General features: G+C 52.7%; 25 protein-coding genes. 15 read left to right on the top strand and 10 right to left on the bottom strand.

Going from position 1 to position 24,908, the window contains the following annotated elements; all coding sequences use genetic code 11:
• Positions 1-587, bottom strand: a 587-nt coding sequence (locus tag DW47_RS0107575) for a DNA translocase FtsK 4TM domain-containing protein (RefSeq protein WP_029685800.1), incomplete at its 3' end; no start/stop codon positions are given.
• 116 nt (positions 588-703) lie between these two features.
• Positions 704-1,198 carry a leucine-responsive transcriptional regulator Lrp gene (gene lrp, locus DW47_RS0107570; protein ID WP_029685799.1) on the bottom strand — a complete coding sequence of 165 codons (495 nt, stop codon included), beginning with the start codon at positions 1,196-1,198 and terminating at the stop codon, positions 704-706.
• Between the two features lie 497 nt (positions 1,199-1,695).
• On the opposite strand from lrp, the gene trxB reads away from it, so the two are divergent.
• From trxB to infA, 5 genes are all read left to right on the top strand, one after another.
• Positions 1,696-2,664: a thioredoxin-disulfide reductase gene (trxB, locus tag DW47_RS0107565; RefSeq protein ID WP_038027334.1), complete on the top strand. Its 969-nt coding sequence runs from the start codon at positions 1,696-1,698 to the stop codon at positions 2,662-2,664.
• Positions 2,665-2,796: 132 nt separating this feature from the next.
• Positions 2,797-4,569: a heme ABC transporter permease/ATP-binding protein CydD gene (cydD, locus tag DW47_RS0107560; protein ID WP_029685797.1), complete on the top strand. Its 1,773-nt coding sequence runs from the start codon at positions 2,797-2,799 to the stop codon at positions 4,567-4,569.
• On the top strand, positions 4,566-6,332 hold the full coding sequence (gene cydC / locus DW47_RS0107555; RefSeq protein ID WP_051150867.1) for a heme ABC transporter ATP-binding protein/permease CydC: 1,767 nt from the start codon (positions 4,566-4,568) through the stop codon (positions 6,330-6,332). Before cydD ends, cydC begins: the two co-directional genes overlap by 4 nt.
• Before the next feature lie 85 nt (positions 6,333-6,417).
• Positions 6,418-6,999 carry a leucyl/phenylalanyl-tRNA--protein transferase gene (aat, locus tag DW47_RS0107550; protein WP_241430699.1) on the top strand — a complete coding sequence of 194 codons (582 nt, stop codon included), beginning with the start codon at positions 6,418-6,420 and terminating at the stop codon, positions 6,997-6,999.
• Positions 7,000-7,342: 343 nt separating this feature from the next.
• Positions 7,343-7,561 carry a translation initiation factor IF-1 gene (gene infA, locus DW47_RS0107545; RefSeq protein ID WP_002211347.1) on the top strand — a complete coding sequence of 73 codons (219 nt, stop codon included), beginning with the start codon at positions 7,343-7,345 and terminating at the stop codon, positions 7,559-7,561.
• Positions 7,562-7,644: 83 nt separating this feature from the next.
• Here the strand turns inward: infA and clpA are convergent, their stop codons facing one another.
• Positions 7,645-9,927, bottom strand: coding sequence for an ATP-dependent Clp protease ATP-binding subunit ClpA (gene clpA, locus DW47_RS0107540; RefSeq protein ID WP_029685794.1), 2,283 nt, complete (start codon positions 9,925-9,927; stop codon positions 7,645-7,647).
• 50 nt (positions 9,928-9,977) lie between these two features.
• Complete coding sequence (gene clpS / locus DW47_RS0107535; protein ID WP_029685793.1) at positions 9,978-10,301, bottom strand: ATP-dependent Clp protease adapter ClpS; 324 nt, start codon at positions 10,299-10,301, stop codon at positions 9,978-9,980.
• Positions 10,302-10,598: 297 nt separating this feature from the next.
• Between clpS and cspD the strand changes: the two genes are divergently transcribed.
• The gene (cspD, locus tag DW47_RS0107530; protein WP_029685792.1) at positions 10,599-10,826 is read left to right on the top strand and encodes a cold shock domain-containing protein CspD; all 228 of its coding nucleotides are present in this window, start codon (positions 10,599-10,601) and stop codon (positions 10,824-10,826) included.
• Between the two features lie 39 nt (positions 10,827-10,865).
• Here cspD and DW47_RS0107525 read toward each other — a convergent pair whose 3' ends face one another.
• Positions 10,866-12,434, bottom strand: a complete 1,569-nt coding sequence (locus DW47_RS0107525; protein WP_029685791.1) for a DUF2813 domain-containing protein — start codon at positions 12,432-12,434, stop codon at positions 10,866-10,868.
• Between the two features lie 122 nt (positions 12,435-12,556).
• Here DW47_RS0107525 and DW47_RS0107520 point away from each other — a divergent pair, with 122 nt between their 5' ends.
• The 3 genes from DW47_RS0107520 (at position 12,557) to ltaE (ending at position 16,339) form a co-directional block, all read left to right on the top strand.
• Entirely contained in the window at positions 12,557-13,456 is a 900-nt protein-coding gene (locus DW47_RS0107520) for a LysO family transporter (protein WP_029685790.1), read from the top strand.
• Positions 13,457-13,554: 98 nt separating this feature from the next.
• Entirely contained in the window at positions 13,555-15,276 is a 1,722-nt protein-coding gene (gene poxB, locus DW47_RS0107515; RefSeq protein ID WP_029685789.1) for a ubiquinone-dependent pyruvate dehydrogenase, read from the top strand.
• A 58-nt stretch (positions 15,277-15,334) separates the two neighbouring features.
• Positions 15,335-16,339, top strand: coding sequence for a low-specificity L-threonine aldolase (ltaE, locus tag DW47_RS0107510; protein ID WP_029685788.1), 1,005 nt, complete (start codon positions 15,335-15,337; stop codon positions 16,337-16,339).
• Here ltaE and DW47_RS0107505 read toward each other — a convergent pair.
• Positions 16,334-17,179 carry an N-acetylmuramoyl-L-alanine amidase gene (locus DW47_RS0107505; RefSeq protein WP_029685787.1) on the bottom strand — a complete coding sequence of 282 codons (846 nt, stop codon included), beginning with the start codon at positions 17,177-17,179 and terminating at the stop codon, positions 16,334-16,336. The genes ltaE and DW47_RS0107505 overlap by 6 nt on opposite strands.
• Positions 17,180-17,366: 187 nt before the next feature.
• Between DW47_RS0107505 and artP the strand changes: the two genes are divergently transcribed.
• Genes artP through artM form a run of 4 tightly spaced genes read left to right on the top strand, consistent with a single transcriptional unit; the run spans position 17,367 to position 20,234 of the window.
• Positions 17,367-18,095 carry an arginine ABC transporter ATP-binding protein ArtP gene (gene artP / locus DW47_RS0107500; RefSeq protein WP_029685786.1) on the top strand — a complete coding sequence of 243 codons (729 nt, stop codon included), beginning with the start codon at positions 17,367-17,369 and terminating at the stop codon, positions 18,093-18,095.
• Between the two features lie 16 nt (positions 18,096-18,111).
• Complete coding sequence (gene artJ, locus DW47_RS0107495; RefSeq protein WP_029685785.1) at positions 18,112-18,843, top strand: arginine ABC transporter substrate-binding protein; 732 nt, start codon at positions 18,112-18,114, stop codon at positions 18,841-18,843.
• A 6-nt stretch (positions 18,844-18,849) separates the two neighbouring features.
• On the top strand, positions 18,850-19,563 hold the full coding sequence (artQ, locus tag DW47_RS0107490) for an arginine ABC transporter permease ArtQ (RefSeq protein ID WP_029685784.1): 714 nt from the start codon (positions 18,850-18,852) through the stop codon (positions 19,561-19,563).
• Positions 19,563-20,234 (top strand): arginine ABC transporter permease ArtM, encoded by a 672-nt coding sequence (artM, locus tag DW47_RS0107485; protein WP_029685783.1) that lies wholly within the window; start codon positions 19,563-19,565, stop codon positions 20,232-20,234. The genes artQ and artM overlap by 1 nt, the downstream gene beginning before the upstream one ends.
• Positions 20,235-20,262: 28 nt before the next feature.
• On the opposite strand, the gene DW47_RS0107480 is transcribed toward artM, so the two are convergent.
• The 4 genes from DW47_RS0107480 to DW47_RS0107465 all read right to left on the bottom strand — a co-directional run bounded on the left by DW47_RS0107480 (position 20,263) and on the right by DW47_RS0107465 (position 22,576).
• Positions 20,263-20,724 (bottom strand): YbjO family protein, encoded by a 462-nt coding sequence (locus DW47_RS0107480; RefSeq protein WP_029685782.1) that lies wholly within the window; start codon positions 20,722-20,724, stop codon positions 20,263-20,265.
• Between the two features lie 192 nt (positions 20,725-20,916).
• Entirely contained in the window at positions 20,917-21,390 is a 474-nt protein-coding gene (locus DW47_RS0107475) for a type III secretion system chaperone family protein (RefSeq protein ID WP_029685781.1), read from the bottom strand.
• Positions 21,391-21,584: 194 nt separating this feature from the next.
• Complete coding sequence (gene nfsA / locus DW47_RS0107470) at positions 21,585-22,307, bottom strand: oxygen-insensitive NADPH nitroreductase (RefSeq protein WP_029685780.1); 723 nt, start codon at positions 22,305-22,307, stop codon at positions 21,585-21,587.
• Between the two features lie 35 nt (positions 22,308-22,342).
• Positions 22,343-22,576: a DUF1418 family protein gene (locus DW47_RS0107465; protein WP_029685779.1), complete on the bottom strand. Its 234-nt coding sequence runs from the start codon at positions 22,574-22,576 to the stop codon at positions 22,343-22,345.
• Between the two features lie 161 nt (positions 22,577-22,737).
• On the opposite strand from DW47_RS0107465, the gene DW47_RS0107460 reads away from it, so the two are divergent.
• Complete coding sequence (locus DW47_RS0107460) at positions 22,738-23,001, top strand: GrxA family glutaredoxin (RefSeq protein WP_029685778.1); 264 nt, start codon at positions 22,738-22,740, stop codon at positions 22,999-23,001.
• 189 nt (positions 23,002-23,190) lie between these two features.
• A complete protein-coding gene (locus DW47_RS0107455; protein WP_029685777.1) occupies positions 23,191-24,876 on the top strand; it encodes an aspartate:alanine antiporter in 1,686 nt (561 codons plus the stop codon).
• The last annotated feature ends 32 nt before the right edge of the window (positions 24,877-24,908 follow it).

The raw sequence follows: 24,908 nt of genomic DNA, 5'->3' as shown, positions 1-24,908 counted from the left end.
CTCATCCCTCCCCCGCCGATCTTCTCAGCGATAGTCAACCAAGACCAGCCGGTATAGAGAGTCACCCCGATAGCCCAGACACAGAGTAAAATCAGTGTACTGGTAACCTGAGTAAACCAAGGATCCATCGCACTGCTGACTAAGCTGCCGATCACCCCACCGGAAGCAAAATACCAGATATCATCCGCGTTAATGGCCGCCAGCCCACAGGTGGTGATCACTAGGGCCAGGACACCGATTAATCGCAAACCGATGGCAAAACAGTCGATATAGTCTTTGTTCTGCCGCAGATGCAGCGAGATCCAGCATAGTCCGACAATCACCACTGGGATGGCATAAGCCATGACGCCGAAGATGAATAATAGGGTATCCGCCAACCATGCTCCTGGGCGCCCGCCCAGATTATGGATAGGTTCGTGCCATGCCGTCTGAGACCAACTAGGGTCTGAGGGATTGAAGGTGACCAAAGACACCATCAGGTAGACAGCAAAAAGGGTTACCAGAATCAGTAAGGCTTCCAGCAAGCGACGGCCACTGCTGAGTGGCGTTAAAGATACTTCTTTATCTTCTGTATATTCCTGGCTCAAGAGATCTCTCCAGGTGCCTGTCAACTAAAGAGAGGAACAGCACCGGTAATTAGCACTGTCCCTGTATGAATTCACAGGAGTGTACCTAATTGCAGCAGACTTTGCACCTGTCTGATTTAGCGAGTTTTAATCACTAAGCGGTTACTCTGTTTAACTTCTTCCATGACCACGTAGGTACGGGTGTCATTAACCCCTGGAAGACGCAGTAAGGTTTCACCCAGCAGCTTACGGTAGGCTGACATATCCGGCACGCGGGTTTTCAGCAGGTAGTCGAAGTCGCCGGAGACCAAGTGGCATTCCTGAGTTTCTTCCAATTTTTGCACTGCGGTATTGAATTGTTCGAACACATCCGGGGTACCACGATTCAGAGTAATCTCAACAAATACCAGCAGTGAAGCATCCAAGTAGTGAGGATTCAACAATGCGGTATAGCCGAGAATAAAACCTTGACGTTCCAGGCGGCGAACACGCTCTAAGCAAGGTGTCGGCGACAGGCCCACACGCTTGGAGAGTTCAACGTTGGAAATACGGCCATCTTTCTGTAATTCATTCAGGATATTTCTGTCGATACGATCCAGATCTTTTCCCGGGCGCTTCTTAGTGTCTGTCATTATTATTGTCTCTCTTCATTTCCTTCCCTAAACCTGCCCTTTTTAGCGTCAACTGGCGGGCATGTATGTTGTGAAGCAACCCCTGTTAATAGGTGTTTTCCTCCGCTTTGAAGGTCTGTCCATCCTCAAATCAGCGAAATCCACTCGGGTTTTTTTCGTTCTGACGCCTCAAACAGCAGCATATCGCGTTTTTAAGCGCCGGAACTTTATTTGCTCCCCCCATGTTTTCGCAAAACAGCAGGCGATTGTCAAAGTAAAACATCCAATTTCAGTACAACATTCCGCCGGCTCGGACGAATAATCATTTTCCTGTGACTAAACCGCCCTTTTCCCCTAGAGATCCGCCCATTTTCGCCGCGACAGCCCGAGGCATTCTGCGCTGATTTGTTTTGACGTTTGCATTAATCAGTATTACCGCTCAGGGAAACCTTTTTTTCAGCGGCCTGATTGCCTACAATCACCCCCAACATTTGTCATCAGACAGTTTTATTGAGGAAATAAGCATGGCCAAACACAGCAAACTCCTGATCCTGGGTTCCGGTCCTGCCGGTTACACCGCAGCCGTGTATGCCGCGCGCGCTAACTTGAGCCCAGTGCTGATCACCGGGGTCGAAAAAGGCGGACAGCTGACCACCACCACAGAAGTGGAAAACTGGCCGGGTGACCCAGAGGGCCTGACCGGTCCAGGTTTGATGGAGCGTATGCATGAGCATGCCGTGAAATTCAACACTGAAATCGTCAACGACCATATTCATACTGTCGATCTGAAAAACCGTCCGTTCCGTCTCATCGGTGACAGCGGCGAGTACACCGCGGATGCAGTAATTATTGCCACCGGCGCTTCTGCCCGTTATATCGGTCTGCCTTCAGAAGAAGCGTTCAAAGGTAAAGGGGTTTCTGCCTGTGCGACCTGTGACGGTTTCTTCTATCGTCAGCAGAAGGTCGCGGTCGTGGGTGGCGGTAACACTGCTGTTGAAGAAGCCCTTTACCTGTCTAATATCGCGTCCGAAGTGCACCTGATCCACCGCCGTGACAGCTTCCGTGCCGAGAAAATCCTCATCGACCGGATGATGGAAAAAGTTGCCAGCGGTAAAATCGTGCTGCACACCGACCGTATTCTTGAAGAAGTCACCGGTGATGAAATGGGTGTGACGGGTGCCCGCCTGCGTCCGACCGACGAAAACGGTGAGGTAGAGTCTATTGATGTGGCTGGGGTCTTTATCGCTATCGGACACAGCCCGAACACAGCGCTGTTTGCTGACCAGCTGACACTGAACAACGGCTATATTGTGGTTCAGTCCGGCCTGCAGGGGAATGCCACCCAGACCAGCATCCCTGGCGTCTTCGCAGCCGGTGATGTGATGGACCACTCATACCGTCAGGCGATTACCTCCGCAGGGACCGGCTGTATGGCGGCACTGGACGCAGAACGCTACCTGGACGGTCTAGCTGACGCAACTCTCTAAGTCACAGCGATAATGTTCATCAAGGCGACAGTAAAACTGTCGCCTTTTTTATTGCCTACAGGTAAAATACCTGCACTTTTACCAGGGATATTCCTGGTGTCCTGTGCCTGATGATTAACTCTGCAGATCCTGATGAATAAAACCCGACAACAGTTTTTACTCCGCTGGCTGAAACAGCAACGCCACTTCGGTGGGCGATGGTTACGCATATCGGTCATGACCGGCCTATTCAGTGCGCTTATTCTTATCCTCCAAGCCGTTATTCTGGCGCAATTGCTGGATAACTTTATCAGTCGCCAGCAAGCCGCGGGTCACTTCCCTGGTCTACTACTGGCGCTAGCGGGCTGTTTCATTCTGCGAGCACTGCTGCATTATCTTCGGGAGATCGCCGGTTTTCAGGCTGCCGCCGCCATCCGTACCGCTATTCGCCAGCAGGTCACTGATCAGCTTGAACGCCAGGGGCCGGTAACGGTCGCACAGCAACCGGTGGGCAGCTGGAGCACCCTCCTACAGGAACAGATCGATAATATGCAGGATTATTACGCCCGCTATCTGCCACAGATGACGCTGGCGGGAGCCATTCCGCTGATGATCTTGCTGGTGCTGACCCCGCTGAACTGGGCAGCAGGACTGATCCTATTCTGTACCGCGCCGCTCATCCCACTGTTTATGGCGATGGTCGGTATGGGTGCTGCGGAGGCTAACCGCCGTAACTTCCAGGCATTGGCGAGGCTGAGCGGAGATTTTCTCGACCGGTTACGCGGGCTAGATACATTACGACTGTTCGACCGCGGAGCGGCTGAACAGCGTGCTATTGGGCAGACTACCGAGCAGTTCCGGTTGCGCACCATGGAAGTGTTACGTCTGGCCTTTCTCTCCTCGGCCGTGCTGGAGTTTTTTGCTGCACTGTCCATTGCCGTAGTGGCTGTCTACTTCGGCTTCTCGTATCTCGGCGAGTTACATTTTGGCGATTATCACCGCGGTGTTACCCTATTCGCCGGCTTCCTAGTGCTGATCCTAGCACCGGAGTTTTTCCAACCACTGCGTGATTTGGGTAATTTTTACCATGCCAAAGCGCAGGCGATCGGTGCCGCCGATGTACTAGAAACCTTTCTCAGTGACAGTCCGGCGGCGGTCTCCGACAGTGATGCAGCACAGCCACAATGGCACGGTGCGTTTTCTATTGTGGCCGCTGACCTGGTGGTACTGAGTCCTACTGGCGCTGCGCTCAGTGACAAACTTAATTTTGTATTGCCGCAGGGTAAACGGGTGGCGCTGGTCGGGATGAGCGGTGCCGGTAAAACGTCACTGATGAATACCCTACTTGGCTTTTTACCTTATCAGGGGTCGCTGACGGTGAATGGCGTTGAACTGCGCGATATCGTCCCTGACGGCTGGTATCAGCAAATTGCTTGGTTGGGACAGAACCCGAAACTACCCGCCGATACTGTCCGCGACAATATCCTGTTTGGTCGACAAGCGACTGAGCAACAGTTGCAGCGGGCAATCAGCATGAGCGGTGTTAGTGATGTGATGAGTCGACTGCCACAAGGGCTTGATACACCGGTCGGTGAACATGCCAGCGCATTGTCGGTCGGACAAGCACAGCGGGTCGCCGTAGCACGGGCACTATTGCTACCCTGTTCGTTGCTGTTACTGGATGAACCGGCAGCCAGCTTGGATAAACAGAGTGAACAGCAGGTTACCGCTGCACTGCAGCAGGCTTCACAACAGCAGACTACTTTAATGATCACCCACCAAGCCGACCTGTTACAAGACTGGGATGAAATCTGGGTCATGGAACAAGGCAAACTGGTTCAACAGGGACATTGGCGGGCATTAACCGCCATACCCGGCCCTTTTGGGGAATTATTACGTCAGCGCCACGGGGAGATCACTGAATGAATGCCTTAACACCTTTCCTGCGGCTATGGCGACGTCACTGGTTGCTATTGGGTCTTGGTCTACTGCTAGCAATCGTCACCCTGCTGGCGGGTATCAGCCTACTGACCCTTTCAGGCTGGTTTCTAGCCGCCTCCGCTGTGGTCGGTACCGCCGGTCTATATAGTTTTAACTATATGCTGCCCGCCGCCGGGGTGCGTGGAGCGGCCATCATCCGTACTGCTGCCCGCTATTTTGAACGCTTGGTTAGCCACGATGGGACCTTCCGAGTATTGCAGCATCTGCGAGTGTATACCTTCAGTAAACTGTTTCCCCTCTCCACCACCGGTCTGAGCCGTTTCCGTCAAGGCGATCTGCTGAACCGTTTCGTTGCCGATGTGGATAACCTCGATCATCTCTATCTACGAGTGATTTCGCCGCTGGCGGGAGCACTGGTAGTGATCCTAGTCGTATCCCTAGGACTAAGTTATCTGGATCTGCCGCTGGCGCTACTGATCGGTGGCATCATGTTCGCTACTCTGCTGATCTTGCCGCCGCTGTTTTATCGCCTCGGTAACGCCTCTGGCAGTGCTCTGACTCGCCGCCATGCCCGCTATCGTCAGCAACTGACCCACTGGCTGTCGGCAATGGCAGAATTGAAAATTTACCAGCATGAAAAACGCTGGCAGCAAAAGCTGTCGGAAACCGAACAACAGATCACCGCTGCGGAAAAACAGCAACATGCCCTCAGTGCGGCTTCGCAGAGTCTATTAATGGTCGTCACCGGGCTGGCGGTCTGTCTGGTACTTTGGCTGGGCAGTCAGTGGTTAAGTGCTCGCGCTACAGATCCCACTTTGCTGGCCCTGTTTGTTTTTTGTGCGCTGGCAGCCTTTGAATCACTTGGGCCGGTCGCCGCTGCTTTCCTGCATATCTCGCGAGTGATCACCTCCGCTAACCGGCTAAATGAACTGTTAAGTGCGCCACCTGCGGTGATTTTTCCAGCACAAGGCGCAGATTTTCCGTCCCAGGGCATGGCACTGTCGGTCAATGACATCGTCTTCCGTTATCCGCAGCAACCCCAGCCAGTGATTAATCACCTCAGCTTGCAGGTAGCTAGTGGTGAAAAAATCGCCTTGCTCGGTTTTACCGGCTGTGGTAAATCGACATTATTACAGCTACTGACCCGCATTTCAGACCCAGAGCAGGGTGAAATCCTGTTGAATCAACAACCGCTGACGCAATTAGATGAAGGTACCCTGCGCCGTCACACCTCAGTGGTCACGCAGCGGGTGGCCCTGTTCAGCCAGAGCCTCAGAGATAACCTGACACTGGCGGCCCCTACGGCCAGTGATGCCGAACTCTGTGCAGTGCTAGGTGATACCGGGCTGGAGGCATTATTGGAGGGTGATGGCCTTAACGGTTGGCTGGGAGAAGGCGGACGCACCCTCTCCGGCGGAGAGCTACGCCGTCTGGCAATTGCCCGCGCCATGCTACATAACGGTGATCTCTGGTTGTTAGATGAGCCAACTGAAGGCCTGGATGCCGTCACTGAACAGCGCATCTTGGCACTGCTTGAACGGGTAACAGTGGGCAAAACGGTGATCATGGTCACTCACCGCCTCAGTGGGCTGGAGAAAATGGACCGTATCTGTGTGATGGAAAACGGTACCCTCAGCGAGCAAGGTAACCATGATTCTCTGCTTGCACATCAAGGACGTTACTGGCAGTTTTACCAGCGACACTGTTTTAATCAGGGTGCTACCTGTGCTACCACAACTGACCACTGACCCGCGGCATTTTCCGCCCCCCGCCCGGGCGCTGAAAGACCCGCAAGGATTACTGGCATTTGGGGGCGATCTCAGCCCGCCACGGATGTTGTCGGCTTATCAGCAGGGGATTTTCCCGTGGTTTTCACCGCAGGACCCGATCCTCTGGTGGTCACCGGATCCCCGAGCGGTGATCTTTCCGGAGCAGTTCCATCTCAGCCGCAGCATGGCACGTTTTCACCGACGTTCCCCTTTCCACCTGACACTGGACCAGGATTTTTCTGGAGTGATCCAAGGATGTGCGCAGCAGCGCCAAGACGGGACCTGGATCACTGAAGAGGTTATCACCGCCTGGCTGATGCTATTTCGTCTCGGCCATGCTCATTCGGTAGAAGTCTGGCAAGACGACCGCTTGGTGGGAGGCCTATACGGGCTTTCCCTGGGCCGCTTATTCTGTGCAGAATCTATGTTTAGCCGCCAGGAAAATGCCTCCAAAACAGCGTTGATGATGTTTTGTCGCCATTTCCAGGCGTTCGGTGGCCAGTTGATCGATTGCCAAATTCTCAATCCGCATACTGCCTCATTGGGGGCTACGGAGATTTCCCGCCAAGATTATTTGACACGGATGCGGACACTGATCACTCAGCCACTGTTGCCCAGTTGCTGGCAAGGAATGCTGCAAGGTTAAGACGCTGTGAATGTTTTACAGACATGCTGGCGGAAAAGTGTTAGACTCTGTGCGCTTGTTATGTCGTTCGCGCTTTCAGAGGAGAGCCTCGGAAGTGCCCCGTTGGATATTCTGCTGGTAAACTGATGAACAACAAGGAAGGTTTTTCCGACTTGCTGCTCAGTAACGCTCTTGTGCACATATCCCCGCTTAACGTCACAACACCCGAATTTATTTGCACTGCGCATGTTCTGCATGCCGCACAGCGGAGTGTTGGTATTAACACCAACAATTCTTTACATAAATACCAGAATTGGGCATTATCTTGCCGATTCAAATTTAGCTAGTCCATTCAGAGGATTCGATGGCCAAAGAAGACAATATTGAAATGCAAGGTACCGTACTGGATACGTTACCCAACACCATGTTCCGCGTAGAGCTCGAAAACGGCCACGTGGTTACTGCTCATATCTCCGGTAAAATGCGTAAAAACTACATCCGTATTCTGACCGGCGATAAAGTCACCGTTGAGCTGACGCCTTATGACCTGAGCAAAGGCCGCATTGTCTTCCGTAGTCGCTAAGAGTCAGTGAATCATGGCCTGTTCAACAGGCATAAAAAAACCCCGCATTGCGGGGTTTTTTATTGTCACTAACCAGCGCGGTATTAATGCACCGTACCAGTGGCTTTACGTTGTGCTGCACTCTCAAAGTGATAGGTCAACGTATTAGTGCTGCTATCCAGTCCCACCGAGACCGAGCCCCCGTCGACCAGTGAACCGAACAGCAGTTCATTCGCCAGCGGTTTCTTCAAGTTTTCCTGAACGGCACGGGCCATCGGACGGGCGCCCATCGCTTTGTCATACCCTTTCTCTGCCAGCCAATCACGGGCTTCATCACTGACTTCCAGTGATACCCCTTTCTGATCCAGCTGGGCCTGTAACTCGACAATAAACTTATCAACCACCTGATGGATAACCTCTGTAGACAGATGATCAAACCAGATAATATTGTCGAGACGGTTACGGAACTCTGGCGTAAAGATTTTCTTAATCTCTTCCATGGCATCACTGGAGTTATCTTGGTGGATAAGGCCCATAGATTTACGCTCAGTTTCCCGAACTCCCGCATTGGTGGTCATCACCAGCACCACGTTACGGAAATCCGCTTTGCGGCCATTATTGTCGGTCAAGGTACCGTTATCCATCACCTGCAATAACAGGTTAAATACATCTGGGTGCGCTTTTTCGATCTCATCAAGCAGTACCACGGCATGAGGATGTTTGATCACCGCATCCGTCAGTAACCCCCCCTGATCGAAACCGACGTAGCCTGGAGGTGCACCAATCAACCGACTCACCGTATGGCGCTCCATATACTCCGACATATCGAAACGCAGCAACTCGATACCTAAAGACTTCGCCAGTTGTACCGTAACCTCAGTTTTCCCCACCCCGGTCGGACCGGCGAACAGAAATGAGCCTACCGGCTTATGTTCATGACCCAGACCGGCACGACTCATACGGATCGCCTCAGAGAGCGCATCAATGGCTTTGTCCTGACCAAAGACCAGCATTTTAAGGCGTGAGTCGAGGTTGCGCAGGGTATCGCGATCGGTAGCAGAGATACTCTGCTCCGGAATACGGGCAATACGCGCCACCACCGTTTCGATATCTTGCACATTGATGGTCTTTTTGCGCTTACTTTGTGGTACCAATCGAGCACGGGCACCAGCTTCATCAATCACATCGATCGCCTTATCAGGCAAATGACGGTCGTTAATGTATTTCACTGCCAGCTCTACCGCGGCACGAACGGCTTTAGCGGTAAAACGGACATCGTGGTGCGCTTCGTACTTAGCTTTCAGCCCGTTAATGATTTGAATAGTCTCTTCTGCGGTCGGCTCGACGATATCAATTTTCTGGAAACGCCGAGCCAGCGCGCGATCTTTTTCAAAGATCGAACTGAATTCTTGGTAAGTGGTGGAACCCATTACGCGAATTTTACCGCCGGACAACAACGGCTTAATCAAGTTAGCAGCATCCACTTGGCCACCGGAGGCTGCCCCCGCACCGATGATAGTGTGGATCTCATCGATAAACAGGATGCTGTGCTGATCCTGCTCCAGTTGTTTCAGCAGCGCTTTGAAACGCTTCTCAAAGTCCCCTCGGTATTTGGTGCCCGCCAGCAGAGAACCGATGTCCAGGGAGTAGATGGTACAGTCCTTCATTACTTCTGGCACATCACCCTGCTCAATACGCCACGCCAGACCTTCAGCAATGGCGGTTTTACCGACACCGGACTCCCCCACCAACAGCGGGTTATTTTTTCTACGGCGGCATAAAACCTGAACAGCCCTTTCCAGCTCTTTGTCACGGCCAATCAGCGGATCGATACCCCCGACACGAGCCAGCTGGTTAAGGTTGGTAGTGAAGTTTTCCATACGTTCCTCCCCGCCTGCATTCTGCTCTTCGCTGTTGGCTTGGCTTTCCGTATTAGGCGCACTGTCGCCTTCGTCTTTACGGACGCCGTGAGAAATAAAGTTCACTACATCCAGACGGCTGACTTCATGCTTACGCAGCAGATAAGCGGCCTGAGACTCCTGCTCACTGAAAATGGCCACTAGCACATTGGCACCGGTCACTTCGCTGCGTCCTGAGGATTGGACATGGAAAACGGCCCGCTGCAGCACACGCTGGAAACTCAGGGTCGGTTGAGTGTCCCGCTCAGTGTCACTGTCAGGCAGGAGCGGGGTGGTTTTTTCGATAAAGGTTTCGAGTTCCTGGCGCAATACGGCCAGATCGACGGTACAGGCTTCCAGCACTTCCCGTGCGGCGGGATTACTGATCAATGCCAGCAGCAGATGTTCCACGGTCATAAATTCATGGTGGTGCTCCCGCGCTCTGGCGAAAGCCATATTCAAACTGAGTTCCAGTTCCTGATTGAGCATAAAGCACCTCCTGGGTTAACGCTCTGATCTCTGTCTCCTGATATGGAGGCTTAATCAGATTTTTCCAGAGTACATAGCAAGGGATGTTCATTTTCCCGTGCATATTGATTGACCCGGACGACTTTGGTCTCTGCAACATCGGCAGTGAAAATACCGCAGCTTGCCTTTCCATCATAGTGAACTTTCAGCATTATTTCCGTTGCCTGTTCGATACCATAAGAAAAGAACTTTTGCAGTACGTCAATAACAAATTCCATCGGAGTATAGTCATCGTTGTTAAGGATCACCTGATACATCGACGGTGGCTTAAGGTTTTCGCAAAGTTCGTCATCTGCCAGCTGATCAAAATTAAGCCAGTCGTTAGTGTGTGCCATAATATTCCACTGAAATGTGCCTATACCGAAAGTAACTGATCTGCTGTTATTCTATCATGCCGAGAAAATGATGCGCAGCCCGAAGCTTGACTACTTATTGCTCTCCGTTCACCGTCACCCGTCACCATAGCGTTAACTGCTTCAAAGTTTGAGACATTATCTCCGGATGTGCCGGTTAATTTCTTGACGATTTTTTACCTTATAGGGATAGTCACAGTAACAGGCTCGCCTGTTTTTTAATCAGATGGCGTTTCTGTCATCCTCATTCATTTTTGCAATTCAAGTGAGAGGCATCACATGGAAACAGGATTTGTAAAATGGTTTAACAACGCTAAAGGCTTTGGCTTTATCTGTCCAGAAGCGGGCGGCGAGGATATCTTTGCCCACTACTCCACCATTCAGATGGAAGGATACAAGACACTGAAAGCGGGACAGAAGGTCAGTTTCAACGCCAGTGAAGGGGCTAAAGGCAATCAGGCTAGCCTGATCATCCCGCTGAAAGAAGCAGAACCTCTCCATACCTGATCACTGATTGGTGCCCTCCCGATTTTACGGGAAACAGGATTAAGGGTATTGGCCCTGTGCCAGCCCTCGTACCCGGCTCATCATTTTTTTCAGCAGTAAAGGGATCGCTCCGGTCCCTTGTTCAGCCATGGCTTGTGCAACCGAGATCGCCAGCGACGGTTTGGCGCTGTTCTGGATAGCACGGCGAATGACCTGACTGATGTCCCCACTCACAGCCTGTTCTGCCCGAGCGGCCTGCAGATAAACCTGTGAAAAACCGTTGCGGTAGAGAAAGTGTTCGATATCGCGTGCTGGAAATCGGGTCAGGTGGTGGCGTACAGACTGCTTCTGACTGAGCTGCGAGCAAGCAATGGCCGCATATTTTTCTCCCGCTTGGTCGCCGTCGGTCAGGACATGCCAGTGAATACCGGTCAAGGCCGCATACCGCAATAACGGTTTCAGTCCGGCTTGGGCAAATTCTACTACCCTGATGCCCTCGGAAATCAGTGATAGCCCAGACAACCTTGCCAGCTCATTGATCAGCCAAACTTCGGTTTCCCCTTCCACTAGCAGCCAACATCGGGCAAATAGCGCTAACGGCCGATTCACCTGAATGTGAAAAGTGATACGTCGCAAATCATCGGCGGGTAACTGTTCGGCTCGAAGCTGCCAGCTGCGAGTTATCCCCTGAGAACGATCCAGGCGGCAAATTTGCTCCAATGAAACCAGCGACAGCAGTTCCGCTGCATTAGTGGTCACCAATTTCTGACCAGGCAATAGCGAGATAAATTGCCAGACAATCGCCAGCATCATCGGATGTAGACGGGTCTCAGGGTTTTCCAGCAGGATCAGCGGCGTAACGGGCACAGATCCAGCACCAATCGACCACCCATCGCTAAAAAGACGGACCAGTTCGGCGCTGAGTGGCGCTCGCTGTGCCACTGAGCGCTGGGCAAGTTGATGATTAAGTTGATTCAGTTCCTGCCACTGTAACTCCTCACTTCGTCTGCCAGCCGCTAGCAGACGGGTTTCATCTGAACGACGGAAATAATCCGCAGATAACTGTTGCAGGATGGCTACAGCCTGTTCTAGCACCGGGTCGTTAAAAGCCGTCACGGATGGAGGACGCGGCTGACCAGTGACAGTCGGACTTGCAACGTGAAGAAAACGTGCATCCCGCAGGCGTAGCACTGGGAAACGCTGTTTTAGACAACATTCTGCCTGCAGTAACTGTTTAGGATCCAACCCCATCCTATCAGGAAAACCGGTTTCCTGGAAAAAACGCCCGTTACGAACCGTAGCCTGCCAGCGATAGCGTAGCCTGTATTGACCCTCCCTACGGACGGTGAGCAGTGGCCGGAGTTGAGACGGCCAAGTCCCCTGTTCACCTTCCGCAAAGAGTAGCTCGACCGAACATTTATTGGCTCGCCGCTGGTGTTCATCACAGTAAAAATCATTATTATTCAGCGCTGGACTATCGTCTAAGGGAGAAAGTACCCGAGTCAGCGCATCCAGCAACGCTGACTTCCCCCAGGTATTCTCACCAATTAGCATTGAGGTTGCGGTCACCGGCAGGGATAAACGGGCAATTCCCCTGAAATTTCGAATATCGATATGTTCCAGTATCATACGGTTACTCCCTGTCTCGATGGCCACTGACGGAATTACGCTGCCGACATAAAGTTATATTTACCCTTTCCTTTCAATAGGATAATCTGACCTCTTATCGGTCACCCTTTAATGAGTCTTCCATGTATTCTGGCTTAATTATTATTCTTCTGCCGCTGTTCGCCGGCTATTTGCTACCTGTGCATCATAAAAAGTTACTCACCTTGGTCAACGCTGGCCTGACTCGCATGGTGTATATCATTCTTTTCCTTATGGGCATCAGCTTAGCGTTCGTGGATAACCTTGCCACCAATCTGTTGGTAATTGCCAGAATTTCCCTGACCAGTGCCGCCTGTGTACTGTTATGTAACTTTATTGCACTGCGGATGTGTGAACGCTTTTTATCTCTGCCCGTCCGTGAGTCCTCAGGCCCGCTGCCTTCCCGTCTACATATGGTGTTGGACTCCCTAAAAATGTGCTTAGTGGTGGTCGCCGGTTTTGGAGTAGGACTGAGTCACTGGTCCCCGCTGCATCACGCCACCCGCGCAGGTGAGTACGCGTTGCTGGTGATGTTATTTCTGATCGGTATTCAATTGCGCAGCAGTGGCATGAGCCTGCGGCAGATCCTGTTCAATCGCCAAGGTAGCCTGATCGCGCTGGTGGTGATCGTCAGCGCACTTCCCGCCGGTATTATCACCGCCCTGATGCTCGGCCTGCCGTTGCACACCGGTCTGGCAATGACCAGCGGATACGGCTGGTACTCCCTTTCCGGTATTCTGATGACCAATGCCTTCGGTCCGGTGATCGGCAGCAGTGCTTTCCTCAATGATTTGATCCGTGAACTGGTTTCTATTGTGCTGATCCCGGTGATGATCCGCCATTATGCTGTAACCATTGTCGGCATTTGTGGAGCCACATCGATGGATTTCACGCTACCGGTGCTGCAACGTGCAGGTGGCAATGCCATCGTGCCGGTCGCGGTGGTCAACGGCTTTATTACCAGCCTGATGGCGCCGGTGATGATCGCCCTGTTCTCCGTTTGACCTGACCAAGCCGGTAAAACCTGTCAGACAGACTATACTTTGTTCAGTATCCGGACCTAAGCCTTGCCGCTGCAGGGCTTAACAGCAGGGAGTGAACAATGAAGAGTACTGTAGCCTCATTTATCATCAAAAGTCTTGAGCTGGCTGGCGTTAAACGGATTTGGGGGGTCACCGGGGACTCCTTAAACGGTCTCAGTGACAGCCTGAACCACCTGAAAACTATCGAATGGATTTCCACCCGCCATGAAGAAGTGGCTGCCTTTGCGGCCGGCGCCGAAGCCCAAGTTTCCGGCGAATTGGCGGTATGTGCCGGATCCTGTGGTCCAGGTAACCTGCACCTCATCAACGGATTATTCGACTGTCACCGCAACCGGGTGCCGGTACTGGCGATCGCCGCCCATATTCCCTCTAGCGAAATCGGCAGTGGCTATTTTCAGGAAACCCATCCGCAGTCACTGTTCCAAGAGTGCAGCCACTACTGTGAGCTGGTGTCTAATCCGGAACAGCTCCCCCAGGTTTTGGCGATTGCTATGCGTAAAGCTATCGTTGATCGCGGTGTGTCGGTGGTGGTTCTGCCAGGAGATATCGCCCTGGCCGACGCGCCTTCGCAGGCGAGCCCAGACTGGTATCCGCCAGCGGTGCCAGTGTCCGTTCCGCCACTTTTGCAACTCAATACCTTGGCGGAAGTACTGAATCAGTCAGAAAATATCACGCTACTGTGTGGCAGCGGCTGTGCTGGCGCACATACACAAGTGACGGCACTGGCGGAGAAGCTGAAGGCCCCGATAGTCCATGCATTGCGCGGCAAAGAGCATTTGGAATATGACAATCCTTATGACGTTGGGATGACCGGTTTTATTGGTTTTTCATCCGGCTATCATGCGATGCTCAATGCCGATACCTTAGTGCTGCTCGGCACCCGTTTCCCCTATCGGGCATTCTACCCCACCGATGCGCGTATCATTCAAATCGATAATTCCGCGGGCAGTCTCGGGGCGCACTGTCAGGTCGATATGCCAGTGGTGGGAGATATCAACGCTACCCTACAACTGCTGTTACCACGATTACAGGAAAAAACCGGTCGTAAACATCTGGATAGCGCCCTCAAGCACTATCAAAAAGCGCGTAAAGATCTTGATGATCTGGCCGTCGCCGATGACGACCAAGCCATCCATCCGCAGTATTTAGCTCAGCAGATCAGTGAACTGGCCAGCGACGATGCCATCTTCAGTTGTGATGTCGGCACACCCACGGTGTGGGCGGCCCGATACCTGAAAATGAACGGACGTCGCCGCTTAATCGGTTCTTTTAACCACGGCTCGATGGCCAATGCTATGCCGCAGGCGATGGGTGCACAGAAAGCCTTCCCAGATCGTCAAGTAGTGGCCTTATGCGGTGATGGTGGCTTTGCCATGCTAATGGGAGATTTGCTATCCATCGCCCAGCATCAGTTACCGATCAAGCTGGTCATTTTTAATAACAGCGTACTTGGTTTTGTGGCAATGGAAATGAAAGCCGGTGGCTTCCTCACCGATGGTACAGAACTGGCTAACCCTGACTTTGCGGCCATTGCTGCTGCCTGTGGGATCAAAGGGATCAATGTTGAGCGTGCTTCAGCGCTGCCAGCGGCACTCGAACAGGCCTTTGCCCATCCTGGCCCGGTACTGGTGAATGTGATCACTGCAAAAGAAGAGTTAGTGATGCCACCAAAAATCAAAATGGAACAGGCCAAAGGTTTCAGTCTGTATATGCTGCGCGCCATTATGAATGGCCGGGGCGATGAGGTGATCGATCTGGCGAAAACCAACTGGTTCAGGTAAAACAGTGAGACCCCCCTGTTTCAGGGGGGGGCTTTTTTTCCTGATAGAGGAGTTTTCGGTGATTGATTTACGCAGTGATACGGTAACCCAGCCCAGTGCTGAGATGCTGAGGGCAATGATGTCCGCCCCAACCGGTGATGATGTCTATGGCGATGACCCAACGGTCAATGCCCTGCAGGAGAAAGCTGCTGCCCTCAGCGGCAAACAGGCCGCTTTATTTTTCCCGAGTGGTACCCAAGCAAACCTGGTGGCGCTGCTCAGTCACTGCCAGCGTGGCGATGAGTACATTGCCGGCCAACAGGCACATAACTATAAGTATGAAGCGGGAGGTGCTGCGGTATTAGGCAGTATCCAGCCACAACCGATCACCGCCGCCGACGATGGGACTCTGCCCCTAGAGGACATCCGCCGCGCCATTAAACCCCGTGATATTCATTTCGCCCGCACGCGGCTGATCAGCATCGAAAATACTCACCATGGCAAAGTCCTGCCGCAACCTTGGCTAGAACAGGTGTATCAGTTTTCTCGCGAACAGCAACTTGGTCTGCATGTTGATGGCGCTCGCATCTTTAATGCGGTGGTCAGCTATCAGCAACCTTTAGAGGCCGTCAGCCGTTACTGTGATTCACTGTCTATCTGTTTGTCTAAAGGTCTCGGCGCACCGGTAGGATCTCTGCTGTGTGGCAGCCATGAGTTTATTCAGGAGGCCAATCGCTGGCGGAAAATGACTGGCGGCGGGATGCGTCAAGCAGGGATTTTGGCGGCAGCAGGTCTGTATGCGCTAGACAATAATGTCACCCGACTGCAGGACGATCACGATAATGCCTGCTGGCTGGCCAGTGCATTGGCAGAGCTAGGCATAGAAGTCGAAAACTGCCATACCAATATGCTGTTTATTCGCCTACCTGCCGCTCAGTGTCAGGGGTTACAGAAGTGGATGGCCGAGCATGGCATCCGTATCAGCGCCTCAGAACGCACCCGTCTGGTCACTCATCTTGATACTCCCCGACAAGCCTTACAGCAATTGGTTGATGCCTGGAAAGGCTTCCTACATCAGTTATAAACTGTCCGCCCCTGGTTCTGCGGGGCGGTATTGTTCTACCAACGCCTGTGCGATAGCTTCCGACCCGGCATCCGCTCGCCCACTGATCCGTGCTGGCCGAAAGTGCATCTGAAAGGCACTGAATACCGCCTGCTGCTGCTCAGTTGCGGCCCCGACGGGCAAAGGATAACCGAAACGACGTAAAAGATGGCCTAAAACCTGCGGATCACTGGCTTGCCACGGAGAGCGCCCCCCAAGGGCTGCGCTGACGCGTGCAGGGTCCGGCCAAGCACCGAATCCGTCTTTTGCCAGCGCCTGCCAAGGAAAACAGGGGCCTGGGTCCTGTTTACGTCCAGGAGAGACATCACTGTGCCCCAGGATCTGTTGGGGTGACAGCTGATAGCGCGCTACGATTTGCCGCAGTAACTGTTCGAGGGCACGGATCTGTGAGGGGGCAAAACTGCTGCACTGGCTGAGCGTGCCATGCCGGTAATAACCGGGATTCACCAGTTCGATCCCGATTGACACACTATTAAGGCTTGTCTGCCCCTGCCAGCTACTTATCCCCGCATGCCAAGCTGCTCGGGACTCCGCCACCAACTGATAAACCCGCGCTGGAGTCTTAGGTGTCGGTGACGTGATCAAATAATGGGCACTCACCTGCCCCTGGGTCAGGATCTGTCGCGAGCGGGCATTATCCTCGGCGGTATAGTGCAGGATCACCATTTTTATGCGTGCCGAGTGGCTACGGGAGTGTAAAGAATACACCGGCAACGTTCCTGGCGCAGATGGGCTCACTGGGATAGGGCTTTGGCAGCCGCTGATCAGTAACAGTGATAGTATTACCGCGGGTAATTTCATGGACTCTGTACCGGATACAAAAGGTTATGCTAATGAGAGCATAGGCTGCCCTCCTGTCAATCGCAAAATTTTATGCTGATTTGTTGACCGCTTCAGGAAGTTAAATAAATTTTTAGGTGCTGGAATTGCATAACTATACTGTCGGCGTTAGTATCTTCGCCTCTTAATTACTATTCAGTTTTCAGGCATGAGTATTCAACTTAACAGCATAAACTGCTTTTACGGCAACCAACAGGCACTGTTCGATATCAGCCTCAATTGCCCTGCGGGTGAGACGATGGTACTGCTTGGGCCAAGCGGTGCCGGCAAAAGTTCACTGTTGCGGGTGCTTAACTTACTGGAAACCCCGCGCAGCGGCGAATTACAGATCGCGGGCCATCATATCGATTTCCGCCAGCCACCCGCCGATCGTGAAATCCGCGAACTGCGACAAAACGTCGGTATTGTTTTTCAACAATACCATCTGTGGCCGCATCTGACGGTGATGCAGAACCTAATCGAAGCACCATGCCGTGTGCTGGGTCTGAGCAAAGGTGCGGCCCGACAGCGCGCCGCGGGCTTGCTAGAGCGGCTTCGGCTCAGTCCGTTTGCCGATCGTTTCCCGTTGCACCTTTCCGGTGGACAACAACAGCGCGTCGCCATCGCTCGCGCCTTGATGATGGAACCCCGTGTACTGCTGTTTGATGAGCCCACCGCTGCGCTGGATCCGGAAATTACCGGCCAAGTTGCTGACATCATCCGTGAACTGTCACAGACTGCGATTACTCAGGTGGTGGTGACCCATGAAGTCAGCTTTGCCCGTAAGATTGCCAGCCGTCTGGTGTACATGGAAAACGGCCATATCATCGAGCAGGGAGATGCCCGCTGTTTTGAACAGCCGCAGACTCCGCAATTTGCGCACTATCTTTCTCATTAATTCAGGATCGATTCCAATGAAAAAAATCATTCTTGCCTCTCTGCTGGCGGCTGCCAGCCTGAATGCGACCGCGGCCACTAAGCTGCATTTTGCCACCGAAGCGGCCTATCCTCCGTTTGAGTTTGTCGGTGCCAATAATCAGATCCAGGGCTTTGATATCGACCTGGCCAATGCGATTTGTCAGAAGATCGGTGCCAATTGCAGTTACAGTAACCAGTCTTTCGACAGTCTGATCCCGGGCCTGAAATTCCGCCGTTATGATGCGGTGATCGCCGGAATGGATATCACCCCAGATCGTGAAAAGCAGGTCCTGTTCACTCAGCCTTACTACAATAACTCTGCGCTGTTTATTGCCCGTAAAGGCCAAGTTGCCAATATTGCCGCCCTGAAAGGCTTGCGGGTGGGTGTGCAAAACGGCACCACCCATCAGAAGTTCTTGGTGGATAAACACCCTGAAATCACCATGGTGCCCTATGACAGCTATCAAAATGCCATGCTGGATCTGAAAAACGGTCGTGTGAATGCGGTATTCGGTGACACCGCAGTGGTGAATGAGTGGCTGAAGAAAGATCCGCAGCTAAGCAGCGTCGGCGGTAAAGTGACCGATAAAGACTATTTCGGCACCGGACTGGGTATTGCCGTACGTCAGGGGAATACTGCGTTACAGGCCTCTCTGAATAAGGGACTGAGCGAAGTGAAAGCGGACGGTACCTACCAGACTATTTATCACAAATGGTTCCAGCAGTAATCGGCAATGAATGAGTTTCTTCCGTTAGCGACCGCCGCCGGGATGACCGTCGGCCTTGCCCTCTGTGCCTTGCTGCTCGGTCTGGTGCTGGCTATCCTGTTTGCCGGCTGGGAATCGTTACGCATCAAAGTCCTGGCCGTGCCAGGGACTCTGCTGGTCACGCTATTGCGTGGCCTGCCAGAGATCCTGGTGGTGCTGGGTGTCTATTTCGGTGCCTCCCAACTGCTGCTCACGCTGTCGGATGGCTTTGATCTTCCATTGGGCTTCACCCATTGGCATATCCAGGTTGCCATCACCGATTTTAATGTCAGTCCGTTTTTGTGCGGCGTGGTGGCATTGGCCTTGCTGTATGCGGCCTATGCCTCTCAGACCTTACGGGGGGCTTTAAAGGCCATTCCCACCGGTCAGCGTGAATCCGGTCAGGCATTAGGCATGAAAAAATTTGCCATTTTTTATCGACTGATCCTGCCGCAGATGTGGCGTCATGCCCTACCAGGACTGGGTAACCAATGGCTGGTGCTGCTTAAGGACACCGCGCTGGTGTCGCTGATTAGCGTCAATGATTTGATGCTACAGACCAAAAGTATTGCCACCCGCACCCAGCAACCCTTTACCTGGTATCTGATTGCTGCCGCGATCTACTTACTAGTGACGTTATTCAGTCAGAGTGTATTACGCCGTGCCGAACAGCGGACCAGCCGCTTTGATCAGGAGGCATGATGATCGATTACTTTCCACAATTGTTGTCGGGACTGCGCACCAGCCTGCTGCTAACGGTCAGTTCTCTGCTGATCGCCTTAGTGATGGCGGTGGTGTTCACCCTGATGCTGACCTCAAAAAAATCGGTCATCGCGCCACTGATCCGTGGGTATGTCATCCTATTCACCGGGACACCGCTACTGGTTCAAATCTTCCTGATCTATTATGGTCCAGGGCAGTTCCCACAATTACAGCAGATCACGTGGCTGTGGCAGATCCTCTCTCAACCGTGGTTTTGTGCCATCCTGGCCCTGTCGCTGAACAGTGCCGCCTATACCACTCGGTTATTTTATGGAGCGGTCAAGGCGATCCCCACCGGTCAGTGGCAGGCCTGTGATTCGCTGGGGATGACGCGAGGACAAAGGCTAGGGGTGATGCTGCCCTATGCCTTTAAGCGTGCGTTATCAGCCTATTCCAATGAAGTGGTGCTGATATTTAAAAGCACCTCACTGGCCTATACTATTACCCTCATGGACGTGATGGGCGAAGGGCAACTGCTGTACGGGAGGACCTATGATGTATCGGTGTTTGTTGCCGCGGGCATCATTTATCTGTGTGTCAATGGCTTGCTAACCTTGCTGCTGCGGGGGGTGGAACATTATGCCCTGCGCTTCGAGCGAAGCGGTCGCTAAGGGTCATGGCCGCCGTGACCGTCCCGCCTCAGCGACGACGGAAAAAACGGCGGCTACTCACCGGTAGGCAAAGCATCATAATAATCAGGATATCAGGCAGCTTCTGCAACAGGATATGCTGCCAGAGTTGTCGAGCATCCTGGGGATCAATCCCAAATAAGCTAGCCACCCCTTCTCCGGGTATCGGCAATATCATCAGCAACACTAGCAAACATTGGAAACCGATAAATAACTGCCTGCCTAAACGGCTGCCGCGCAGTAGCGCCAGTGCACAAGCCGTATCAAACACAAAGGTCAGTATCGCCAGTAGTAGCACCAGCAGATAACCGGTTAATGGGCTAAGTTGAAACCATAGTTCGGTAGAACTGTCACCGTCAGGTTTCAAGAGGATCATCAGCAGGTTAAACACCCGGGTAGCAAGAATGGCAATCACCGCCGCCGTCACTGGCTCCGGCAGTGAGCGCGGTGATCTGAATTTCACTGCTGACATCAGCTCTATCTCCTTGACAGAACGGTGGATAATCATGGTTATCCGCAATCCTATTTACCGCCGTGAGGGGCTGTTAAACGTGGCAGTAATAGGGTTTACAACTTAGGGTCACCTCCGATGAGGACTCAGGTTAGACCGCTGCCAAAGCCGAGGGTTTCCTTCCACCGGAAATAGCCAGCGGTTTAGTGCAGATTAATGTAATACTGGTGTCGTGTCTGCCGCGGCCGTTTCTGGCTCTCCAGTGACCAGCAAATGTCCGGCCACCAGCTCCATCACCATCATGGTCAGCTGTTCTTCACCCTGCTGCATAAAAAAGGCGAACTGTGACAGAGTTAGCCCGACACCAATACTCAGTGACTGACAGAGCACTAATTTCGCGGGACTCTCTTCCTGAATGTCGATAAAGGCTTTGACGGTCAGAGAGCTGGCATTAATTTGCGACAGATCACCCACCAGCGCCAACAGTGCCGATGCCCGGATCTCTGCGCTGAGCGTTATGAGCAAGGTCCCGTCAAGAATATCCAGTCTGGCATCTGCGACGCCGGCAATATGTTGCATTGACGATAAATGCAAAGACTGGCACTCACCGCATTCAAACCATTCGATCTTTTTCTGGTTCATCCAGTCTCGAAGCACAGCAAGGTCAGGGTTGACGAGTGCATCCATCTCAATCACATCCGGCAATAGTTAAAGGCGCCACAGATTACGCAAAAACCCAGCTGAACGCTATGTGTGGTGATACAAATCGCCGTATAAAACGACAATATTTGCTATGAAGTGCTAGGCAGCGCACACATAATAGGGATCTTCGCGGTAAAACAGGCCAGAGTCAGCCTCTGACCATGCTGACACTTTAGGGATCAGCGGGTCGCCCAGCCCTGCTGATGCAGAAAATCCAGCATAAAGGGGCGGTTCTCTTTAACGATCATCCGCTGGATCATCTCACTCCAGGTTTCGCTACGGGTATGGCTGTCGCGGTTCTGGTAATACTCAAGGATATGCTGGTCATAGCTTGCCAGTACCTGCGGATCGATCGGCTGATAATGGTTTTCATGCACCACTAATGCCTCCGGAAGACGGGGTTTCAGGTCTGGTTCAGTATCCGGCCAGCCGAGGCACAGGCCAAACAGAGGTAACACAAAGCGCGGCAGTGAAAGTAGTGACGTCACCTCGTGGGGATGGTTACGCAGTCCGCCGATAAATACCCCACCAAGCCCCAGAGACTCGGCCGCGACCATGGCATTCTGCGCCATCAGTGCGGTATCGACGGTCCCCAGCAGTAATTGTTCCGCCAGTCCCAGTTCCGCCTGCGGACAAATCTGCTGATGGCGGTTAAAATCGGCACAAAATACCCAGAACTCGGCAGCCGATTCTACCCATGGCTGCGGGCCAGCCAGTTCAGCGAGTTGACGGCGAATTTCCAGATCTGTGACACGGATGATCGAACTGCATTGCAGAAAACTCGAGGTGGACGCCGAGCGGGCAGCGGCAAAAATAGCGTTGCGCTGTTGTTCGCTGATCGGCTGTGGCGTATAGGCGCGCACAGAACGGTGATGACAAAGCAGGTCGATGGTCGGGGTCATAGCTGTCTCCTTTTCGGACCATTTCACAAAAAATTTTATCGACGGCGCTCAGGGAGCAGTGCCCGAATGCCACGCCAGAAAATAACCACTGCTGCCGGCAGTATCAGTACCAAGCCGGTGATCAGCAATGCTCTGGCAAGCCTAGTATGGCTGTCTATCTCAGGGGCTGAGCCATTGTGGTGAGTCACTATCAGGGCTAGCACGACCAGTGCCACCCCCAGCCACTCACACAGCAGCAGCCATCTAGGAAGACGGGTAAAATACTGCATGGAAGTTCTCCGAGGTTGACTCATTGTGCGCAGGGTATCGCCTGCGCGGATGCATTAAGTGTAACATTACCGTTGTTAGGCAGGCGTTGTTCCCTGCCCTGCGGCAGGCATAGTATCGAACCCTGCCGCAGAAAATCCATCTACCCGCTCAGGAGAGTGTTATGTTTACTGTTATTTTTGGCCGCCCGGGCTGTCCGTTTTGTGTCCGTGCGAAGGACCTGGCAGAAAAATTAACCGCAGAGCGTGATGATTTCAGTTATCGCTATATTGATATCCATGCTGAAGGGATCACCAAAGCGGACCTCGAAAAATCCGCGGGTAAGCCGGTTGAAACGGTTCCCCAGATTTTCGTGGATGAAAAACATGTCGGCGGTTTTACCGATTTTGAAGCTTGGGCGAAAGCCAACCTCGGCCTGTATCAATAAGTCCTGAGGCCTGTGGGGCTGGCATTTGCCGGTCCCTAATCCCTATCTCTGCTTCCAAAAAATCCTGCTGCCAGTCATAGTTTGTTGATTATAATCCGTTTACACTAGCACACTGACCTTTCCAGGTTAGAAACGTCCCCAGTGCGGGACCCTCAGCCCCTCGTTCCTGTGCGGATAAGAAGTGAAACTGTGAATATTAACGTCGCCAATCTCCTCAGTACTAATGACGTTTTACTGCTGTTTGTTGTGCTTGCCCTCGGTCTTTGTCTCGGTAAATTGCGCCTCGGTTCGATTCAGGTTGGCAATTCCATCGGTGTGTTAGTGGTCTCCCTCCTGCTCGGCCAGCAACACTTCTCAATGAATACCGATGCGCTGAGCCTTGGTTTTATGCTGTTTATTTTTTGCGTCGGTGTCGAAGCTGGACCAAACTTTTTCTCTATCTTTTTCCGTGATGGTAAAAATTATTTTTTGCTGGCGTTAATTATGGTGCTGACTGCGCTGGTACTGGCCGTTGGCCTAGGCCGGATTTTCCATTGGGATATCGGGCTGACTGCTGGGATGTTGGCGGGTGCCATGACCTCAACCCCGGTTCTGGTGGGGGCCGGTGATACTCTGCGGCAAAGTGTCAGTGATAGCCGGCAACTAACACTGATGCAGGATCATCTTAGCCTCGGCTATGCCCTGACCTATTTAATCGGCCTGGTGAGTTTGATCCTTGGCGCACGCTACTTACCGCGTCTGCAGCACCAAGATCTGCCGACAAGTGCTCAGCAGATCGCCCGTGAGCGCGGCCTCGACCCCGATAGCCAGCGAAAAGTGTTCCTGCCGGTGATCCGCGCTTATCGCGTCGGTCCGGAATTGGTGGAATGGAGCGGCGGAAAAAACCTCCGTGAACTGGGAATTTACCGCCAGACAGGGTGCTACATAGAACGTATCCGCCGCAACGGTATTTTGGCGAGCCCAGATGGTGATGCGGTACTGCAACAGGGAGATGATATCTCGCTGGTCGGCTACCCGGATGCCCATGCCCGCCTCGATCCCAGTTTTCGCCACGGTAAAGAGGTATTTGACCGTGATTTACTGGATATGCGTATCGTCACCGAAGAAATCGTGGTGAAAAACCATAATGCAGTCAATCAGCGGCTGGGTAAACTGCGCCTCACTGACCATGGCTGCTTTCTTAACCGCGTGATCCGTAACCAGATTGAAATGCCCATTGATGATGAAATTATTCTCAATAAAGGTGACATTCTCCAAGTCAGTGGTGAAGCTAAGCGCGTCAAAAAAATTGCTGACCGTATTGGTTTTATTGCTATACATAGCCAGGTCACTGACTTGCTAGCTTTCTGTGCCTTTTTTATTGTCGGTCTGATGGTCGGGATGATCACCTTCCAGTTCAGCGGGTTTAGTGTCAGCATCGGTAATGCAGCCGGACTATTGTTTGCCGGCATCATGCTCGGATTTTTACGGGCTAACCATCCTACCTTCGGCTATATCCCACAGGGTGCTTTAACCATGGTCAAAGAGTTTGGCCTGATGGTGTTTATGGTCGGGGTCGGACTCAGCGCTGGCAGCGGGATCAACCATAGCCTCGGCAGTGATGGCGCATTGATGCTGGGGTGCGGTATTTTGGTCAGTCTAATACCGGTGGTGGTCACCTATTTGGCGGGTGCCTATCTGTTACGTATGAACCGTGCCCTGCTGTTCGGCGCGCTAATGGGGGCTCGTACCTGTGCACCAGCGATGGAGATCATTTCTGACACTGCGCGCAGCAATATTCCCGCACTGGGCTACGCCGGTACCTATGCAATTGCCAACGTGCTGTTGACCTTGGCGGGAACGTTGATCGTCTTAATCTGGCCAGTTTTCGGATAAATTTTTTACCGGCGGGGAACTTTTCTTCCCGG

It is taken from the genome of Tatumella saanichensis (assembly GCF_000439375.1).
In the GTDB taxonomy this organism is placed as follows: domain Bacteria; phylum Pseudomonadota; class Gammaproteobacteria; order Enterobacterales; family Enterobacteriaceae; genus Tatumella; species Tatumella saanichensis.
This window is presented reverse-complemented; position numbering and strand designations above follow the sequence as displayed.

Bases quoted from the DNA above. Each gene is read 5' to 3' on its own strand.
- lrp (WP_029685799.1), bottom strand. From the start codon at position 1,198: ATGACAGACACTAAGAAGCGCCCGGGAAAAGATCTGGATCGTATCGAC.
- cydD (WP_029685797.1), top strand. From the start codon at position 2,797: ATGAATAAAACCCGACAACAGTTTTTACTCCGCTGGCTGAAACAGCAA.
- cydC (WP_051150867.1), top strand. From the start codon at position 4,566: ATGAATGCCTTAACACCTTTCCTGCGGCTATGGCGACGTCACTGGTTG.
- aat (WP_241430699.1), top strand. From the start codon at position 6,418: ATGTTGTCGGCTTATCAGCAGGGGATTTTCCCGTGGTTTTCACCGCAG.
- infA (WP_002211347.1), top strand. From the start codon at position 7,343: ATGGCCAAAGAAGACAATATTGAAATGCAAGGTACCGTACTGGATACG.
- clpA (WP_029685794.1), bottom strand. From the start codon at position 9,927: ATGCTCAATCAGGAACTGGAACTCAGTTTGAATATGGCTTTCGCCAGA.
- clpS (WP_029685793.1), bottom strand. From the start codon at position 10,301: ATGGCACACACTAACGACTGGCTTAATTTTGATCAGCTGGCAGATGAC.
- cspD (WP_029685792.1), top strand. From the start codon at position 10,599: ATGGAAACAGGATTTGTAAAATGGTTTAACAACGCTAAAGGCTTTGGC.
- DW47_RS0107525 (WP_029685791.1), bottom strand. From the start codon at position 12,434: ATGATACTGGAACATATCGATATTCGAAATTTCAGGGGAATTGCCCGT.
- DW47_RS0107520 (WP_029685790.1), top strand. From the start codon at position 12,557: ATGTATTCTGGCTTAATTATTATTCTTCTGCCGCTGTTCGCCGGCTAT.
- poxB (WP_029685789.1), top strand. From the start codon at position 13,555: ATGAAGAGTACTGTAGCCTCATTTATCATCAAAAGTCTTGAGCTGGCT.
- DW47_RS0107505 (WP_029685787.1), bottom strand. From the start codon at position 17,179: ATGAAATTACCCGCGGTAATACTATCACTGTTACTGATCAGCGGCTGC.
- artP (WP_029685786.1), top strand. From the start codon at position 17,367: ATGAGTATTCAACTTAACAGCATAAACTGCTTTTACGGCAACCAACAG.
- artJ (WP_029685785.1), top strand. From the start codon at position 18,112: ATGAAAAAAATCATTCTTGCCTCTCTGCTGGCGGCTGCCAGCCTGAAT.
- artQ (WP_029685784.1), top strand. From the start codon at position 18,850: ATGAATGAGTTTCTTCCGTTAGCGACCGCCGCCGGGATGACCGTCGGC.
- artM (WP_029685783.1), top strand. From the start codon at position 19,563: ATGATCGATTACTTTCCACAATTGTTGTCGGGACTGCGCACCAGCCTG.
- DW47_RS0107480 (WP_029685782.1), bottom strand. From the start codon at position 20,724: ATGTCAGCAGTGAAATTCAGATCACCGCGCTCACTGCCGGAGCCAGTG.
- DW47_RS0107475 (WP_029685781.1), bottom strand. From the start codon at position 21,390: ATGGATGCACTCGTCAACCCTGACCTTGCTGTGCTTCGAGACTGGATG.
- nfsA (WP_029685780.1), bottom strand. From the start codon at position 22,307: ATGACCCCGACCATCGACCTGCTTTGTCATCACCGTTCTGTGCGCGCC.
- DW47_RS0107465 (WP_029685779.1), bottom strand. From the start codon at position 22,576: ATGCAGTATTTTACCCGTCTTCCTAGATGGCTGCTGCTGTGTGAGTGG.
- DW47_RS0107460 (WP_029685778.1), top strand. From the start codon at position 22,738: ATGTTTACTGTTATTTTTGGCCGCCCGGGCTGTCCGTTTTGTGTCCGT.